At 59.0% G+C, this 17,133-nt stretch carries 16 protein-coding genes; 8 read left to right on the forward strand and 8 right to left on the reverse strand.

Features of this window, described 5'->3' with window-relative positions; translation table 11 throughout:
- Positions 1–202: 202 nt before the first annotated feature.
- Positions 203–544, reverse strand: coding sequence for a hypothetical protein (locus C481_RS02895; protein ID WP_006107392.1), 342 nt, complete (start codon positions 542–544; stop codon positions 203–205).
- Between the two features lie 88 nt (positions 545–632).
- Positions 633–1,142 (reverse strand): hypothetical protein, encoded by a 510-nt coding sequence (locus C481_RS22550; protein WP_241434638.1) that lies wholly within the window; start codon positions 1,140–1,142, stop codon positions 633–635.
- Between the two features lie 255 nt (positions 1,143–1,397).
- Here C481_RS22550 and C481_RS02905 point away from each other — a divergent pair, with 255 nt between their 5' ends.
- From C481_RS02905 to C481_RS02930, 6 genes are read left to right on the forward strand one after another with little or no spacing between them, the layout of a single operon-like run.
- Positions 1,398–2,507, forward strand: coding sequence for a substrate-binding domain-containing protein (locus C481_RS02905; RefSeq protein ID WP_049904377.1), 1,110 nt, complete (start codon positions 1,398–1,400; stop codon positions 2,505–2,507).
- Positions 2,508–2,562: 55 nt separating this feature from the next.
- Entirely contained in the window at positions 2,563–3,696 is a 1,134-nt protein-coding gene (gene pstC / locus C481_RS02910; RefSeq protein WP_049904378.1) for a phosphate ABC transporter permease subunit PstC, read from the forward strand.
- Positions 3,696–5,264 (forward strand): phosphate ABC transporter permease PstA, encoded by a 1,569-nt coding sequence (gene pstA / locus C481_RS02915; RefSeq protein WP_006107397.1) that lies wholly within the window; start codon positions 3,696–3,698, stop codon positions 5,262–5,264. The genes pstC and pstA overlap by 1 nt, the downstream gene beginning before the upstream one ends.
- A gap of 32 nt (positions 5,265–5,296) precedes the next feature.
- Positions 5,297–6,181, forward strand: coding sequence for a phosphate ABC transporter ATP-binding protein PstB (pstB, locus tag C481_RS02920; protein WP_006107398.1), 885 nt, complete (start codon positions 5,297–5,299; stop codon positions 6,179–6,181).
- 5 nt (positions 6,182–6,186) lie between these two features.
- A complete protein-coding gene (gene phoU / locus C481_RS02925; protein ID WP_006107399.1) occupies positions 6,187–6,855 on the forward strand; it encodes a phosphate signaling complex protein PhoU in 669 nt (222 codons plus the stop codon).
- A 43-nt stretch (positions 6,856–6,898) separates the two neighbouring features.
- Positions 6,899–7,936 carry a phosphate signaling complex PhoU family protein gene (locus C481_RS02930; protein ID WP_241434639.1) on the forward strand — a complete coding sequence of 346 codons (1,038 nt, stop codon included), beginning with the start codon at positions 6,899–6,901 and terminating at the stop codon, positions 7,934–7,936.
- Between the two features lie 1,428 nt (positions 7,937–9,364).
- On the opposite strand, the gene C481_RS02940 is transcribed toward C481_RS02930, so the two are convergent.
- Both C481_RS02940 and C481_RS22070 read right to left on the reverse strand, forming a co-directional pair.
- A complete protein-coding gene (locus C481_RS02940; RefSeq protein ID WP_049904392.1) occupies positions 9,365–9,712 on the reverse strand; it encodes a hypothetical protein in 348 nt (115 codons plus the stop codon).
- Between the two features lie 435 nt (positions 9,713–10,147).
- A complete protein-coding gene (locus C481_RS22070; protein WP_169331450.1) occupies positions 10,148–10,321 on the reverse strand; it encodes a hypothetical protein in 174 nt (57 codons plus the stop codon).
- 503 nt (positions 10,322–10,824) lie between these two features.
- On the opposite strand from C481_RS22070, the gene C481_RS02945 reads away from it, so the two are divergent.
- On the forward strand, positions 10,825–12,225 hold the full coding sequence (locus C481_RS02945) for an ATP-binding protein (RefSeq protein WP_006107405.1): 1,401 nt from the start codon (positions 10,825–10,827) through the stop codon (positions 12,223–12,225).
- A gap of 482 nt (positions 12,226–12,707) precedes the next feature.
- Here the strand turns inward: C481_RS02945 and C481_RS02950 are convergent, their stop codons facing one another.
- Positions 12,708–13,613 (reverse strand): helix-turn-helix transcriptional regulator, encoded by a 906-nt coding sequence (locus C481_RS02950; protein ID WP_006107407.1) that lies wholly within the window; start codon positions 13,611–13,613, stop codon positions 12,708–12,710.
- 150 nt (positions 13,614–13,763) lie between these two features.
- On the opposite strand from C481_RS02950, the gene C481_RS02955 reads away from it, so the two are divergent.
- Positions 13,764–14,846 (forward strand): class I SAM-dependent methyltransferase, encoded by a 1,083-nt coding sequence (locus C481_RS02955; protein WP_006107408.1) that lies wholly within the window; start codon positions 13,764–13,766, stop codon positions 14,844–14,846.
- A gap of 225 nt (positions 14,847–15,071) precedes the next feature.
- On the opposite strand, the gene C481_RS02960 is transcribed toward C481_RS02955, so the two are convergent.
- From C481_RS02960 to C481_RS02970, 3 genes are all read right to left on the reverse strand, one after another.
- Positions 15,072–15,377, reverse strand: a complete 306-nt coding sequence (locus tag C481_RS02960) for a hypothetical protein (protein WP_152422136.1) — start codon at positions 15,375–15,377, stop codon at positions 15,072–15,074.
- A 302-nt stretch (positions 15,378–15,679) separates the two neighbouring features.
- A complete protein-coding gene (locus C481_RS02965; protein WP_006107410.1) occupies positions 15,680–15,952 on the reverse strand; it encodes a PadR family transcriptional regulator in 273 nt (90 codons plus the stop codon).
- A 104-nt stretch (positions 15,953–16,056) separates the two neighbouring features.
- Positions 16,057–17,100: an NAD(P)-dependent alcohol dehydrogenase gene (locus C481_RS02970; RefSeq protein ID WP_006107411.1), complete on the reverse strand. Its 1,044-nt coding sequence runs from the start codon at positions 17,098–17,100 to the stop codon at positions 16,057–16,059.
- Positions 17,101–17,133 lie beyond the last annotated feature (33 nt).

Below are 17,133 nucleotides of genomic sequence, written 5' to 3' on the forward strand. Positions count from 1 at the left end.
AGGTTTTGCATCTGAATTTCCTCGGTCGGGACGAGTGATCGTGTCGCCCCTCCACCCCTCTCTGAGGGTCGAACAACGCTCTCCCGAGACGTCCGTTCACTCTGGAAATCGAGTCAGTCGAAGCTCAACGTCTCCTCCTGGCAGAAGTAACAGTTGCACGTCTCGAACGGGATCTCCTCGGTCGTCTCGGCAATTCCTCCGCCTACTGTTGCTCCCACAGCGTCTCGATGCGCTCCTCGATGCGATCAAGGACGAGACGGCTCACGTCGCGGTGGTCGTCTGGCCACTGAGCGTTCTCCGCGTCGGTGCGGCTAGCGGCCGGCGGATGGAAGTGATCCCGTGAGTTGCGCACGTTCGGATGCCGATTCCATCGACACTTCCAGTCGCTGTCCCGCCGCTGCTCCCGGTAGTGAAAGTTGAAGTCGTCGTTGCGATACCAGCGAATCTCGAAGCGAGCAGTCGTGTCGTTCGGGTAGTAGTCGCCAGACAGTTCGACGCGGAGGTGCAGCTTCCCCTCCTCGACGATTGCCGCCGACTCGAACATGCGATGCACGACGAATCGGGAACGCATCTGCTCCAACACCGACCGGTCTATCGGTGTGGGACTCGCACCGTCATCCGCTGGCACCATCTCAGCTGTGCGATGGGGCCGTCGAGCCAGCGGCCTTTCTCCGGGCGCGTTCGTGTAGGCGACGCTCCTCGATGATGGTGCCCCAATCACCGAGTTCCACGTACACGTCGTCAATCCGCTCCGCGTCGAACTCGAGGACATCGACCTCGGCGGGCGAGTCGACGCCGTATTCGTCGCGGTACGCCTCGATTCGGTCGGTCAGCTCTGACACGCGGGCCTGCAACTCGTCGATAGCTTCGACCCCACGCTCGCCGCCACCCACGCCATCGTGTTCTGGATCTCGATCGTCATGATGAGGATCGGCCCTCCTCGGCGTTGCTGTCTGCGCTGAGTCCGTCGTAGGACAGTATCTGTTCCTCGCCGTCCCCGTCTCCGACGGCGGCTGTTCAGAGAGGGGAACGTCTTCGTCGAACGTGTGTTCGTATACGTCTAGAAGTGGTATGATGATCAGTCTTGGAGAGCGCGTATTGCTTGTACACGCTCCCTCCGCCCTCTGAGGGGTGAGCAACATCACAGGAAACTCCATCCTTAAGGAGCGAGCGCAAGCAAGTAGGGTGGGGTAGTTCGCATGCTTCTAGTTATCTGGAGATAGTTCCTTGTGACTACGCGTTTCTCTTTATAACAGTATCTTCTTCTCTATACCAGTATATACCCGAACATACCCCTATCCAGAGATAGTATTACCAACTATTGTCACGGAGAAATAGATATCCGGCTATATCACTATTATAAACCGGTTTAATATACTCATGCCTCGAATCAGGTGATGTCACGGGATGCGGAGCGCCAGGCGAACTGGGTATCACGACGAAAATATCTGCTTGCATCTGCTAGCGTGGGAGCAGCTGGTGTGGCCGGATGCCTCGGTAGCGGGGACTCTGGATCTTCGGACTCGGACACGCTGAGCGCCGAAGGATCCTCGACGGTGTACCCCATATCGAACACCGGTAGTTCCTACTGGAACTCCAACTCGCCGCCGGACGACGGCGAGTACTGGGGGGCAAATGACGAGTCGTCGGTCCCCGGATGGGATCAGATCGAGACCGATAAGAACATCGCCGACTACTTCGCGGGGCTGTACGGCTTCGAGGCAACCGGCGAGCGGTCGAACCCGCCGTTCAGTACGCAGATCGCATTGAGCCACTCCGGAACTGGCTGTGAGGCCGTCCGCGACGGCCTCGTCGACATCGGTAATTCCTCGGGACCGATCACCGCAGAGCTTGATATCAGCGAGGAGGAGCGCGACGAGAACTACGTCGATCACGTCGTCGGCCGCGACGGTCAGCCAGTCTTCGTCAGTCAGGAAGTGTACGATAGCGGCGTCGAGCAACTCACCGGCGAAGAGATCCGGGGAATCTACCAGGGTGAAATCTCCAACTGGAGCGAGGTCGGCGGTCCCGATCAGGAAATCTATGTGGTCGGTCGCGCCGAAGGGTCGGGGACTGACACCACCTTCCGAATGAACATGCTCGGCGATGCCGATGCGGAGATGGATGTTAATACCCGCCTCGGACAGAACCAGCAGGTTCAGCAGGTCCTTCAGGACAACGACAACGCGATCGGCTACATGGCACTGGCGTTCTCAGGGTCGGGCATTCAGGCAATTGCCATCGACTTTGATGGAACTGTCTACGAGCCAGATCCCGACGCCGAGAATACAATCTTCGACGCTGAGTACCCGTTAAACCGCGACCTGCACATGTACACTCGGATCACCGACGATACTCCCGACGGGACGGACATGCGCGAAGCCGCGTTCCTCAACATGTTCCTGACCGAATTCGGCCAGCAGTTATTCGTCGAAGATCAGAACTACATCACACTGCCGACCTCCGATCTGGAAGCTGAGAAGGAGAAGCTCCCCGATCAGGAGTAGGCTAACCGACCGTTTTGGCACGATTCACGGCAAGATACATAAATACTATGATACTATGAGTTCACACACTGGTTTGGGGATTCAGGATTGGAGGAAACCTGTTGAGCAGCGGCTTCAGCGGACTCGAGAGTTCGTTACCGAGACGGAGCCGGCTGCGCTCGCGATAGTCGTCCTGTCGATGGGGTCGCTCCTGACCGCATTCGCGGGCTTTCTGTTGGCGTCATCGTGGACGGCCATCCCTTTCGCCACGTTTCTCGTTTCGACTGGCTACGGGTGGGTCCGGCATCAGGCCCTCATCGCACGGGCTGTCACGTTCGCCATGACGACCGTGACCATCGTCACATTGGGGCTAATTGTCGTATTCATCTTCGTCGAGTCGATTCCGGCGTTCCAGTACGAAAGCGCGACCGTCTTCGGCGTCTCTGTGCCTGGACTGGGGATGTTCATCCAAACGCGATGGGACGCGGTCACTGATCCCGTTCGCTACTCGCTGCTGCCGATGATCCACGGAACCGTAATGGTGACGGCCATCGCGACCCTCGTGGCAGCCCCGCTAGGAGTCGCAGCGGCGCTGTTCATCGCCGAAATCGCGCCGCCGACCGTTCGAGAACTCGTCAAACCCGGCATCGAGATACTCGCGGGCATTCCCTCGATCGTCTACGGTTTCATCGGATTTACGATAATCAACCCGTGGGCGAGCGACGAGTTCGCGCTCAACGGCGGGTCGACGTACCTGTTTGTCGGATTGGTCGTCGGGCTGATGGCGCTGCCGACGGTCGTCTCCGTTGCCGAGGACGCCCTGACGAGCGTTCCCGACTCGATGAAGGACGGATCACTCGCTCTCGGCGCGACTGACTGGCAGTCAATGATATCAATCACACTCCCGGCGGCGTTTTCGGGCATATCGGCGGCCGTACTGCTCGGTGTCGGTCGAGCCATCGGCGAGACGATGGCCGCGACGGTGATGCTCGCAGGAACCCAGGCAATTCCTGATCCACTAACCAACGTCTTCTACGGCTACGAGACGCTTACGTCGCTGATCGCCGCCAATTACGGTAACACCAGCGGCGTCCACGAAAGTGCTCTCTTCGCTGCAGGCGTCGTTCTGTTCGTGACCGTGTTGTGCCTCAGTATCGCTTCGCAGTACATCGAGGCGCGCATGCGTCGACGCCTCGGGGGGGCCGAGTGATGAGCCGTGCGACCGAAACTGCACTAGTCCGCGAAGGACGCAGCAGCTATGAGGGCGCCGCCGCCACCGCGATCGGCCTCTCCGGAGTGGTGTTTGCTGTCGGACTGGGCACGCTGGTCGATATCCTTGACATCACTGCTCCCATTGCAGGCATCCGGTTATCGACAGTGCTGGGAGTAGCGCTGCTCTCGCTCGGAGTCGGGGTCATTGGATTCGGCCTCGCCTCACGTCTGGATTACGTCGATACCAAACCCCAACCCAGCGCAGGTATCGCTGCCGCAGTCGCGTTCGCAGTCGTCTGGTTCGCGATCGGCGCGCTCGTCGCTGGTGCGGCAGGTCTCGGATCGATCAGTTGGATGGCTGTTGGACTGGTCACCGGGACGATTGCGTTCGCTGCGACCGCGTTCTCCCGCGAGGATATCGGCTCGACGCTGCCAACTGGGAGCGTGGCCGTCCTCGGCGGATTGGCGCTCGCAACCGGCGTCATCGGTCCGGGTTGGGAGTGGGTGCTCGTCAGCTACAACGCGACGCTATTTGGTGACACTGCTGTCCCAGTCGTCGTGATGTTTGCATCGCTTCTAACTGGCTGGGCGGCCGCCAAGGCCTACGGAGGATTCGGTGCCCGTGGGCGCAACGTCGGTGCGTACGTTCTGATATATCTGATTGTTCTTTCGATCCTCTCAGTTCTGGTTGGGCTCGTCGCATTCGTCGTGGTCAAAGGGTTACCTGGCTTGTTCCATGGTTTCTCTATCGGTGGCGAACAAGTGATCAGCTGGCCGTTCCTGACCAACGGTGCGTCGCTGCTGGCCGATGTTGCGGGGGTGTTCCCCGCGCTGGTCGGCACGATCTGGCTGGTCATTGGCGCCGTCCTTTTCGCAGTGCCGACCGGTGTTGGCGCAGCGGTATTCCTCAGCGAGTATGCCGAACAGGGCCGGTTCACACAGGTCGTCGAAGTCGCAACAAACGGTCTCTGGAGCACGCCCAGCATCGTCTTCGGGCTCTTCGGCGCTGCCTTCCTCATTCCACGCTTTGGCAACAACAAGTCGCTGATCGCTGGCATGCTGACGCTCGGGTTCATGCTGCTACCGCTAGTGCTGATCACGAGCCGCGAGGCGATTCTGGCAGTCCCCGACGAATACCGCGACGCCAGCGCTGCGCTGGGCGTCTCTAAGTGGAAAACGATCCGCAGTGTTGTCCTTCCCGCGGCGATCCCGGGGATTACGACAGGCGTCATCTTGGGGGTCGGCCGCATCGCCGGGGAAACGGCACCCATCCTGCTGACGACCGGCGGGGGTGTCTTGCCTGGTAAGTCAGCCGCCCCTAGCGTCCTCGGCGGCTTCCAGGTGAGCGCCTCGCCGCCCTTCGTCACCAACCCCTCGCTACTCGAGGCAACCAGCGCGCTGCCCTACCAGTTGTACGCACTCATCACGGCGGGGCTCAGCGGAAACATCGAGGCTCCCGAGCAGTTCGCATGGGGACTGGCGCTGACGCTACTGCTCGTCGTGTTGGTGTTCTATGCGATCGGCATCGCAACGCGATACTACTTCAGAAAGAAACTCCACCAATGAGTCAAACAGACCCTGTCGACGCGACTGATGAGATGAACCGTACAGCCGAACAGACGATATCGACGACCGACGGCGAAACCGCCGAGGAAACACGTTCGGAGTGGGTCGACTACGATACCGGCGGCGAGACGAAACTCGCAGTCAAGAATCTGGACGTCCACTACGGCGACGACCACGCCCTGAAGGATGTCTCAATGGATATCCCCGAACAGAGCGTGACAGCACTCATCGGACCGTCTGGTTGTGGCAAGTCGACGTTCCTGCGCTGTCTCAATCGTATGAACGACCGCATCCGCAGCGCCAGCATCAACGGGACGGTCGAACTCGACGACGAGGACATCTACCAGGATGGGATCGACCTCGTCGAGTTACGCAAGCGCGTGGGTATGGTATTCCAGAGCCCTAATCCCTTCCCGAAATCGATTCGAGCGAACGTCTCCTACGGGCCGCGAAAACACGGTGATATCGAGACAGGATTACTCGCACGGCTGACCGGTCGCGCCGAACCCGAGAGCGAGGAGGAACTCGTCGAGCGCTCACTCGAGCGAGCCGCGCTTTGGGAGGAGGTCAACGACCGACTGGAGGACAACGCGCTGGGTCTATCGGGCGGCCAGCAACAGCGGCTCTGTATCGCCCGGTGTCTAGCAGTCGACCCAGAAATCATCCTGATGGACGAGCCAGCCTCGGCGCTCGACCCGATCGCTACCTCGAAGATCGAGGATCTCATCGAAGACCTCGCGCAAGACTACACGGTCGTCGTCGTCACTCACAGCATGCAACAAGCCGCCCGCGTCTCCGATCAGACGGCGGTCTTCCTGACCGGTGGCGAACTCGTCGAGTACGACAACACCGAGAAGATTTTCGAGGATCCCGAAAGCCAGCGCGTTGAGGACTACATCAGCGGGAAGTTCGGGTGATACGCATGGCCCGCGAGGACTACTGCGAGTCGCTCACCGAGCTACGTGACGGCGTCGAATCGATGGCCAAGACGGTACTGACCCAGCTCCGGCAGGCGCTGGAATCGCTCGAAGACGGCGATGAGACGTTGGCCCGCAAGGTGATCGACAACGATGAGATCGTCAACGAACGGTACCTCGACCTCGAGGGCGACTGCATAAACTTACTAGCGCTCCAGCAACCCGTCGCCTCGGACTTGCGGTTCGTCGCCGCCTCCTTCAAGATCCTCACCGACCTCGAACGGATTGGCGACCTGGCGACAAACCTCGCTCGCTATGCGCTGGCCGGTGCCTCAAGAGCGTTTTCCAAGGTCGATATCCACAGAATCGGCGATGAAGTTCGCAATCAAGTCCAGGCAGCTATCGATGCCTACGTCGCGGACGACACCGACGCCTGTCGGACGATCGACACCCGCGACGACGAAATCGATGCGCTGTGTCAGCGCGCCAGCGAGGCGGTCGTACGCGAACTAATCGCCCGCGAGGCCGACGCCTGGGGCATCGAACAGTTACTGGACGATGTCTCGCGGGTACTGCTGACGATCCGCGATTTGGAGCGGATCGGCGACCATGCCGTCAACGTCGCCGCGCGTACCCACTACATGGTTGAGAATGACCCAGAATTGATCTACTGATACTGATACTGATACTGATGATCCGACTCGTGTTGCCGAAGATATGACGCCACCTATGGAAACGAGAAAACTACAGGAAGCCGGCGGCTATACCCATACTGTCTCGATTCCCAAGAAATGGGTGACTAACCACCAGTTGGAGCCGGGCATGGAATTACAGCTGTACACCCATCTCGACGGATCGATCGTCATCCGGTCTTCGGCTGAAGATGTCGAACAACTGGCCGAGGCGACCGTCGAGATCGACGGTGACGATCCCGAAAGGATCCAACAGGCAATCCAGGCGGCCCACACGTGCGGCTTCGAGACCGTAACGCTAACACCGAGACAGCCGTTCACCGACGCTGGGCGTCGGAGTGCACGGTCGGCGGTACGAGACTTGGTCGGAACGGACATCCTTGCCGAGTCCGAGACGGAAATTACGGTCAAGCACCTCATGGACCCCTCGACCGTCTCAGTTCGCCAATCGCTTGTCCAAATTCAGTACGCCGCGGTGTTGCTACACGAGGACGCAACAGTGGCGTTTGTCAATGCTGACGACGCTCACGCGCACGTCGATGAGCGCGCCGACAGGGCCGCCCGCTTCGTGCAGATGATCGCCTGGCACTTTTCGCGGTCGCTAATTTCGCTCGATGAACTCGACCGACTGGACGTTTCGCGACCGGACCTGTTTGACTACTACGCGACCGCCAACCGGCTCAGCGCCGTCGTCGACCGGGCGGTCCGGACCGCCCGAATCGCCGAAAAACTCCCTGAACCGCTCTCCGAAGAGATCGCCGGGGACGTACGTTCGGCTGCCGAAGACGCCAGAAACGCCGTTGATACTGCGGTGGCCGCTATCCTCGAGGACGAAGACGGTGTTAGTACGGCTCACGAGGCGATAAAGTACCGCGACGATGCCGTCACGGCGGTCGATACGCTCGAACGGACGCTGTTCGACGGCTCACGCGTGGAGTCCGTTCCCACGGCGGTCGCGCTGACCAGCGCACTCGACCACCTTCGCAGGACCGCCGACCACGGCCACGCTATCGCCAAGATCGCCGTACGGGCCGCGATCCGCGCTGAGAATCTCGACAACTGAACTTGACGCTTCAACGGCCATCCCAGCCTTCCAGTCGCTGTCAGTCGGTTGCTCCTTCTGTCATCGGTTTTCCGTCTCGCTGTCGCCGGCGATAGCGTCGCTACTCGACGCTGGGTTGGTGCTCCGTGATGACTGCCTCGACTTCATTCCACGCAACTGGTGGCTCCATCTCACCCAGCGCATCGTCGATATCTTCCACCCGGTCGCCAAAGCGCTCGTACCACGTGGACTCGGCACAGTCGGCGAACCGCTCGCCCAGAGCGTCGTGATGCGCCTCCAGGTCGTTGAGTCGCTGGTCGACGCCCGCAGGTCGATCGGCCCCCTCACGATCAGCCCACTCTCGGAGCGTTGCCAGCTCATATTGTATGTCATCTACCATTAGTGCAGTAACGCGGTGTTGGATCGTCCCCTGTACCCACACAACCGCAGCGTCGTCCTCGAGTTCAGTATCGTCGGCCGCCAGATCGGTGGCGACGCCGTCGAGTTCGTCTAGCGACTGCTCGAATGCATCGATATCGTCAACGAGTTCTGCGACCCGGTGGTCGGGGTCTTCGAGCCACTCTTCGAGGTTCCCTAGTTCGAGCTGAAGGTTGTCGGCGGCGCGCTGGATTTCATTGGCCGTAGCTGTAACCCGCCGGATTTCCCGGGCGAGGTCGTAGAGATCGCCATCGTTCTTGTGATCGATGATTCTCTGAATGCGATCCCCGAGATCGGTTGTCCGATCCTCANGATCCTCGATAATCTCTAGACGCGTCTCAAAGGGGTTGAGACGGTTCGTGACGAGATCTAAATCCGAAACGGGTCCGGCGATGTCGCGGACATCTTCCAGCGAGGTGGCCGCCAGTTCTGCGCGCGTCTCTGCGGTCGCTACTACTTTCGAAGCGTTCGCCAGTGCACCGTCGACGGCCGTCCGGCGGATGACACCGTCCTCGGCGACGATAGCGAGCGTCTCACGTACCGTGTCTGACTCCGCCGGCTCGTCGACGACAGCGATCGCCGCCTCCAGCGATAGTCCGTCGAGGTCCGCACGGGCCTCACGGATCTCGCGTCTGTCCATGTTCGATCGTTACGACCGGTAATCCGTTAGTCGTTCGGTTCGTGTGTTTCATCATCGACTGAACATCGGTCTTGCTCCCCGGATAACTGGGCTGTGCCTTCGATACGAGACAGCCAGCAGTTGCTGGTCGTTTCGCCTTCCGGTGCGAGCGGTTCTGCGTGCGCTCGCAGATATTCGATCCCGTCGTCGGTCATCGACACTAGTCTCATCTATCACAGGCCCTCCAGGTTCTCTTTGATCCTCACAATACTGGCGTTTGCTGAGGCGCATGTTCAGGATCAGTCGTCCTTCTGCAGACCTGCAAAAGAGGACATAACCCCCGAGAAAGATAGGGGTCGACCTCCGACGAGCGGCTGCGCTATTCCGGTGGCTTAGTCGCCGCTATTGCAGCACGCAGGACCGAGCCGAGCGTACGCGTCTGCGGTGGTGCGGAGTTCAGTGAGCGAGTCGTTGAGCGTCAGTGGACCGGGGAGTTGTTCGTCGATCTCTCTAAGGTCACGTTCGGCGTTACGGAGTGCTTCGTGAAGGCCATCAGTGGGCGCCTGCCCGTCATCGACGGCGTCGCGTTCCGGCTGAGATCCCTGATCACCGTCCGCCGAGTCGTTCGTTTCGAACGTCACTGCTGTCCGAGCAGAATCGGTACTGACAGTGTCATTGCGACTCTTCTCGGTCCCACCTGCCGTGTTCGTGCTGTACTCGGGACCGGTACCGTCGGTCATGCTGAGCGCCACCTCAGAGGCCCTTCAATACCGCAGGAGAGCCGTGTTACTGCTTGAATAGTGCGATGCATCAGTCGTGCGGGATGTTTATATCCCGTGAGAATGTACGCAAACATGCTTGCAAACCCCGGATGGGTTTGGAAGCCACGTCTCGGATGGTGCAACATCCGGGACACTTTCGTGTCCATTTAATGGCTTCCGTTCTAATTGTTGAACGGTATCGACTTATATCTACCGCTGACCGGTGAGAAGGAGGGTGTTTTCACCACTATCTTCCCGTGTCAAACCACCGGACAGCGTCAATCACAGTCGATAAATTGGGTAGTGGTTACATGAAATAAAATCAAATAGAACTACTCTCCTCGAAGTGTTCGAACCTTGGTCGAGCATGTAGCGATGAGTAATGCTTTTCAATCGCTCTTGAGAGGCGTCTTGTTAGTCTGTGCGGGATTTGATTTCCTCATACGCAACCCCAGCAGCGGCTCCGAGTACGAGACCTGCACCGGTTGAGCCTGCTGCTGCACCTACGACCATTCCCATTCCAGCCCCAATCGCTATCCACTCCCCTTGTGTATCGGCGGATTGTTTGTCCGCTGTGGCTTCTGTCATACGAGTTCTACGCCGAACGGTGTGATATGTCTTTCTCTCATTGCGAGGCGGAATAGAGCGACAGAACAGTGATTAGAAGGGCTAAACGGCCGATTATCGATTCCGATGCGATTTTGTCCGAAACAGCCGTTGCAGAGATTCGAATCGAACACCCCGCCATACCAAAAAACAAATACATGCTAGTAATCTACTATTTGGTATGGTCGCTGAAACTATTCTTCTGCTTGTGATGGTGTTTGTAACCGCTGTCGTTGCGGCATACATCGGCTGCCGGATAGCACTCAACGACTTCCACGATGCGAAATTGAGGGCGAAGTAGAAGAAAGAGACAGTACATAGACACTGGCACGTATCGCCGGGATGTTGTCTCGCCGATTGCGGATTCCGATAGAACCGGTATAGTAGTGCTTTGAGTGGGGACTGACCCGCTGGTTCTCCCACCGGAACTGCACTCGAGACGGAGGAAACTATAAGTCATTATCGCAGTAATCATTATCCAGAGTATGACCTTCTACGACCGAGAAGCAGAACTCGACGCCCTTGAGACGGCGTTTGAGTCACCGGGACACGAGTTCTACGTCGTCTACGGCCGCCGCCGAGTCGGAAAGACGGAACTCCTCAAAGAGTTCTGTGGGGAGCAACCACATCTCTACTTCCTTGCGTCGCAGGAAGCCGAGAGCCGCCAACGTGAGAAATTCGTCGAAAAGGTTGCTGACTACTTCGACGACAGGGTTCCCCGTATCGATGGATGGGACGACGCCTTTGATTACCTCGGCGAGAAACTCGCCGCCGAACCGCTCATCGTTGTTATCGACGAATTTCCCTATCTCGTCGAAGAAAACGACTCGCTCCCGTCGTATCTCCAGTCGTTTGTCGATGAACGGCTCCAGGACACCGAGTCGATGCTCGCTCTTTGCGGTTCCAGCGTCAGCACGATGGAATCCGAAATCCTCGCCCACGAAAGCCCGCTCTACGGCCGCCGAACGGGACAAATCGACCTCCAACCGTTCTCGTTCCAGCAGGCCCGCGAGGCCATCGCGTACGACTTCGAAGACGCGATTCGATCGTACGCCGTTACCGGAGGAACGCCGATGTATCTCACGCTGTTCGACTATACCCAGCCACTCGCCGAAAACATCCAGACGGAGGTACTCTCTCCGACAGCGGTCCTCTACAACGAACCCGAATTCCTGCTGCGTACCGAGCTACGAAACCCGGCCCGGTACATGAGTATTCTTGAGGCAGTCGCAACGGGCCATACAACCCCGAATGAGATCGCCGGCGCGACGGGCATTGACTCGGGACCGTTATCGAAGTACCTTCAGACACTGCGCCGACTGCGTCTCATCGACCGCGAGGTTCCAGTGACCGCGTCAGCGAAGCAGTCGAAGCGATCCCGATACCTCGTCGCCGATGAATTCCTGCGGTTCTGGTTCCGGTTCGTCGAACCCAACCGCTCTAGCATCGAAGAAGCGCCAGCGGTCGTCTATAACAACACTATTGAACCGAATCTTCCCGATTACGTTGCGACGACGTTCGAAGATGTTTGCCGGGAAGCGGTCTGGGCAGCGATTCGACGCGATGAACATGAACTCGGCCCCTACTCGGAAGTGGGTCGGTGGTGGTACGGCGAAGACGAAATCGATATCGTCGGCCTTGCTCCGGATGATGACCGAGTGCTACTCGCGGAATGTAAGTGGACGACGGAGCCCGTGGGGTACTCACTCGCGACGACGCTGCAAGACAACGCTGAGCAGGTGCGGTGGGGGCCAAACGCTCGCGACGAGGAATTCGCCCTCTTCTCGAAAAGCGGGTTCGTTGATGGGCTTGCCGAGGAGCTTGACGACAACTGGTCGCTGTTCAGTCTGGCAGAGATGGATACGCTCCTGTCCCCGGCGTCGTAGGCTTCAGCCGTATCAAGCGTTCTCTCGGTGGAACAAATCGACTCAGGGCTAAGCTCTGGGTTCTCTTGCTTCGATGACGCGCTTTGCGGACACCGAAGTGGTGTCCAGAAAGGAGAGGACAGATACGTAGCGAGTCGACCGCGCGTTCCTCGAAGTGACGAAACACACCGGCCCGACGAATTGCTCGAGGATCGACTCCGAACGGCCGGCTTCGAACGTGTCCGACGACTCTCTCGGTGTCGACGGTGGGAGCCCTGGGAGAATAGCCGATGACTACGTGATCGACTGGAGGAGGCATTCGTGGTGAATTTCACTGCCACCAGTGGATGTGAAACCGAACGTACGTCACGTCCGAGAGACGCGACTCCAAAACTGCGGATCGCGTGCAACCTCGAAGAAGGGAACTGATACGCGCCTTCGATTCGGATGCGGGTTTCGACGTGTTTGTTGGCTGTTGATTCTAACGGTGATACGAATAGATCTCACTGCTCCATCCGGCTGTCAAGTGCCGTAGAATCTGCCGTGACTGATGCGTAGACCCGTTCGGCCCATTCGCGGGCCAGGGACGAATCCGTGTCGACGAACGCCTGCATCAGCCCCGTCTCGTCGTTGTATCCACCGATCCCAACGCGTTCATCGAAGATAGCGAGCCCGTAGGGTAACTCCTCGCGGGTCCGAAGGGTTAGCTTCCCGTGGTCGATCGCCTCGTTCGCCCGGGTCGGATACACGTCTAATATATTCTCGATGATGTGCGATGGATAAACGATCTCGCTTTCGGTAGCGTCGAATAGGTGGTGGTAGAATTCACCGATGTTCAACGGGGCCAGATGTGTTGTATTGAATCCCCGGAACGTCTCCGACTCGCTCACGAGGGAGATGAACCGCTCGACTGGCCGATACGGATCGGCCGGTTCCGCGACGGTCACGGTTGCATCAACCATCGGCTCGATGGCGAACTCCGCGTGATGCGGGCAGATCACGTCCAATAGCGGCCCCATCCGGTGGGCGGTGCTCACGTTCGCCTCGAACCGCAGTACTTCGTCAGTAACCGCCTCGCCCCGTCCGGTCAACTGGAACCGACCATCACTCTTCTCGACGAACCCCTGTTCGCCGAGCCACTTCGTCAGGCGGTGACTCGTCGCCCGCGAGACGTCGAGCTGTTCCTCGATCTCTCGACGGTCTAGTGGGTTCTCGCGGAGCGCTTCGAGTGCCGGACCGTGGCGCACAATGTCGACAAGGCGGTCAGGATCAATTCGGTTGCCAGTCGCATCGAGGCGCTTACCGAGGTACTGCTGGTTCCGCGCGTTCTGCAGGACTGCCTCTAGGATCGGCGACGCAGGTGGCTTGAATACGAGGTCAGCTGATCGGTCGTCTTCGTGAGGGTCCATGTCATTCACTAGCGCAGCGTAGGACAGCAGCGGTAGTAATTCTATCCCGCACGCGGCGCGAAATCCCTCTCACGTCCTGAAACGGCGTTCGCGTCGGCGAACGTCGTTTTAGTAGATGAGGCCAATACGTCTGCCGTCCACCATCCGAGTATGGCACCACCGACTACCGCCGACGCACCGGTCGACGAAGAAAAATTAGACGAACTCGTCGGAATGGCCGTCAACGAGCTCGGGGCAGCTTATTACGCGCCACTGATCGTCATTGGCGACAAGCTCGGCCTCTACGAAGCGTTGGCCGACGGCGGACCGTTCCTCCCCGTCGAGTTGGCCGAGCGGACCGACACCGTGGAACCGTACGTCAACGAGTGGCTCGCCGCGGGGGCGGCCGGCGGATACGTCACCTACGATCCCGAGACGGGCCGCTACAGCCTCACTCCCGAGCAAGCGGCGCTGCTGGCCGACGAAGACAGCCCTGCGTTTCTCGTTGGTGGGTACCAGGGGTTGATAGGCTATCAGAAGACCCTCTCAAAGATCGAAGCCGATTTCCGAACCGGTGACGGCGTGGGCTGGAACGAGCAAGACGAAGACGTGTGTCACGGTACCGAGCGTTTCTATCGGCCGGGCTACGAGACGAATCTCGTTGGTGAGTGGATCCCCGCGCTCGATGGGATAGAAACGAGGCTCAGGGACGGTGCGCGCGTGGCCGATGTGGGCTGTGGTCACGGTGCATCGACGATCGTCATGGCCGAAGCCTATCCCGATTCGGAGTTCGTCGCCATCGATTATCACGATCACTCGGTCGAGGTGGCCCGCGAGCGAGCCGAAGAGGCGGGTGTTGCGGACCGCATCCGTTTCGAAGTAGCGACCGCGAAGGAGTACCACGGGACCGACTACGACCTCGTGATGATGTTCGACGCGTACCACGACATGGGTGATCCGGTCGGCGTGGCGTCATACGTCCGGGAAACACTCGCCGGCGACGGGGCGTGGATGGTAGTCGAGCCGTTCGCCAACGACCGGATCGAGGATAACCTGAATCCGGTTGGGAGAGCGTTCTACTGCGCCTCGACGATGGCCTGTGTCCCGAACTCGCTCGACCAAGGTGGTGATCCCGTATTGGGAGCACAGGGTGGCGAAGCGCGCCTCCGTGAGGTGATCACTGAGGGCGGGTTCAGTCGGCTCCGTCGAGCGACCGAGACGCCGTTTAACCTCGTACTCGAAGCCAAGCCGTGACGACACCCTCGCCCTCAATCGTCGGCGGTTCAGCATGGACTACCGAGTACGAGAAATTAGTTTGGGTACGCTCACAAGCGCACCTGAAACCTCTCGGGGTTGCCAAACCTCGCTAGCGACAGCCGACAAAACGGCAAATCAAAGCCAGACAAACACATCAGAAAAACGCAGAGTGTCCATGAGCGGAGCAGGGCGAGTACCTTGGACTAGTCGTCCCGGGGCGATTTACTTGTAAGGTGGTTCGACTGTCGTGATTACCCGCGCCTCGCTCTCGTCATAGGTCGGCGTATGCAGCGTTTCGGTTGCGAACGACTCGGTCTCCCAGCCCGTGCCATCGACGGACAGATAGACGATCTCACTCGTTGACCGTTCGTAGGTGATCCACTCCCGTTTATCGCCTCCCTTCGAGTGATAGATGTTGATATCGAATGTGCCATCGTCCCAGAGCGTCACTCGACACGACTGTGGCTCCGGAAGTTCCTCTCGAGCGATCTCACGCATCTGATCGATTACCGGTGCAAGTGGTTCCATGGGTGGAATTTCGGTGGTTGTCATGGTGTGAGTATCCCGTTTTCCCGCAGCGAGCGGGAACTCGAACACTGCACACTACTGTCACGAAACTAACCACGCTGCCTTCGATGCGCTACGGACCGACAGAGATACCCACGGCCGCGAGAAAACAGTACGCTACCACGAAGCAAAGCGAGTGATGAAAATCTATCGGTTCTTTGAGCCGACTCCGCAACCCGGGCGGAAGGGGGCAGCAAACTCCGCTTGGAGGCCAGGTTGGACTCGCTACTAGAGACCGCACGCAATCACGACAGTTCTCGTAGCTAGTCGACGTACTGTGACTTCCACGCCCGTCGGTCCTCGATAACTTGCTCGCCGTCGTTTGTGATCGCGTAATAGTTCGTCCGTCTATCGAGTTGCCCTTTTTCGACGAGTTCGTTGGTGACGAGAGTGTCGAGATTCGGATACAGCCGTCCGTGATTGATCTCGCTACTGTAGTACCCCTCAATTTCGTCTTTGATATCCTGTCCGGATGGTCGATCAGCGCCAGCGATCACATACAGCAAGTCGCGCTGAAATCCTGTGAGGTCGTCCATAGGACAGGTTTTGAGTAATACGGTGTTTGTTATCTCGACCATAAACGGGTAGAATCCACGTGGCAGTCATCGGATCAGACCGCAAAATCGTTCACCACACAGCGTTAGGTCGGGAGGACGACCGCCCGGCCCTCGATCTCGTTGTGCTCGAGTCGTTGCGCAACCGCGTTGATCTCGTCGAGATCGTGGCGCTCGGTTCGCAACTGGACAGCGCCCCGTTCGACGAGCGCGACGAGTTCCTGCAATTCGGCGTACTTGCCGACCAACGTTCCCCGAAAGGAGAACTCGCCGTCGACGAGCGCCTGGCTGGGTTCGTGGATATGGCCGCCGTAACCGACGATGTGATGGTCGCCGCCCGCGGCGACGATTTCCGGCGCCAGACCAGTCGTCTCGTCTCGGCCGACGAAGTCGACCACCTGTTGGGCGCCTTCGTCGTCGGTTATGTCCGCGATAACGTCTGAGATGTCCTCATCGACGGAGTTGATCGTGTGATGGGCACCGAGATCGTCGGCCAGTTCGAGCGCTTCATCTTTGATATCGACGGCGACGATATCGGCGGCACACATTGCATCCAGACACTGGAGCCCAATGTGGCCGAGACCGCCAACGCCGATAACGACGCAGGTGTCGCCGGGGTTCAGTTCGTCGACCGCCTTCTTTGCGGCATGGTAGGCCGTGATGCCAGCGTCGGCATGGGGTGCGATCTCGGTCGGGTCGACACCGTCGGGAAGCGGGATCACCGCACGCTCGTTAGTCTGGAGGTACTCCGCAAAGCCACCGTCGGTCGTGAGACCGTTAAACGCGCTATTCTCACAGTACATATCCTCGCCGAGTCGGCAGGGACGACAGATGCCACACGTCTGGACGGGATGGCAAATAACGGGATCACCCTCCTCGACCAACGTCACTTCGTCGCCGGTCTCGGCAACAATGCCAGCATTTTCGTGTCCGAGCGTCATCGGTAGATCCTGCGGTGCGTAGTCGGCCCACATCCCTTCGATGATGTGGTTATCCGTCTGGCACCATCCCGCGCCCTCGACCTCGATTACCACCTGGTCGGATCGCTCGAGATCAGGCCGATCGATCTCGTCGATCGAGAGCGCGTTGCTCATGTCCGCTGTATACTCGTGGAGCCTGGCTGCTTGCATGGTAGCACACCTCAGTTCACGGCCAGGCATGAT

It is taken from the genome of Natrialba asiatica DSM 12278 (assembly GCF_000337555.1).
Classification (GTDB): Archaea; Halobacteriota; Halobacteria; order Halobacteriales; family Natrialbaceae; genus Natrialba; species Natrialba asiatica.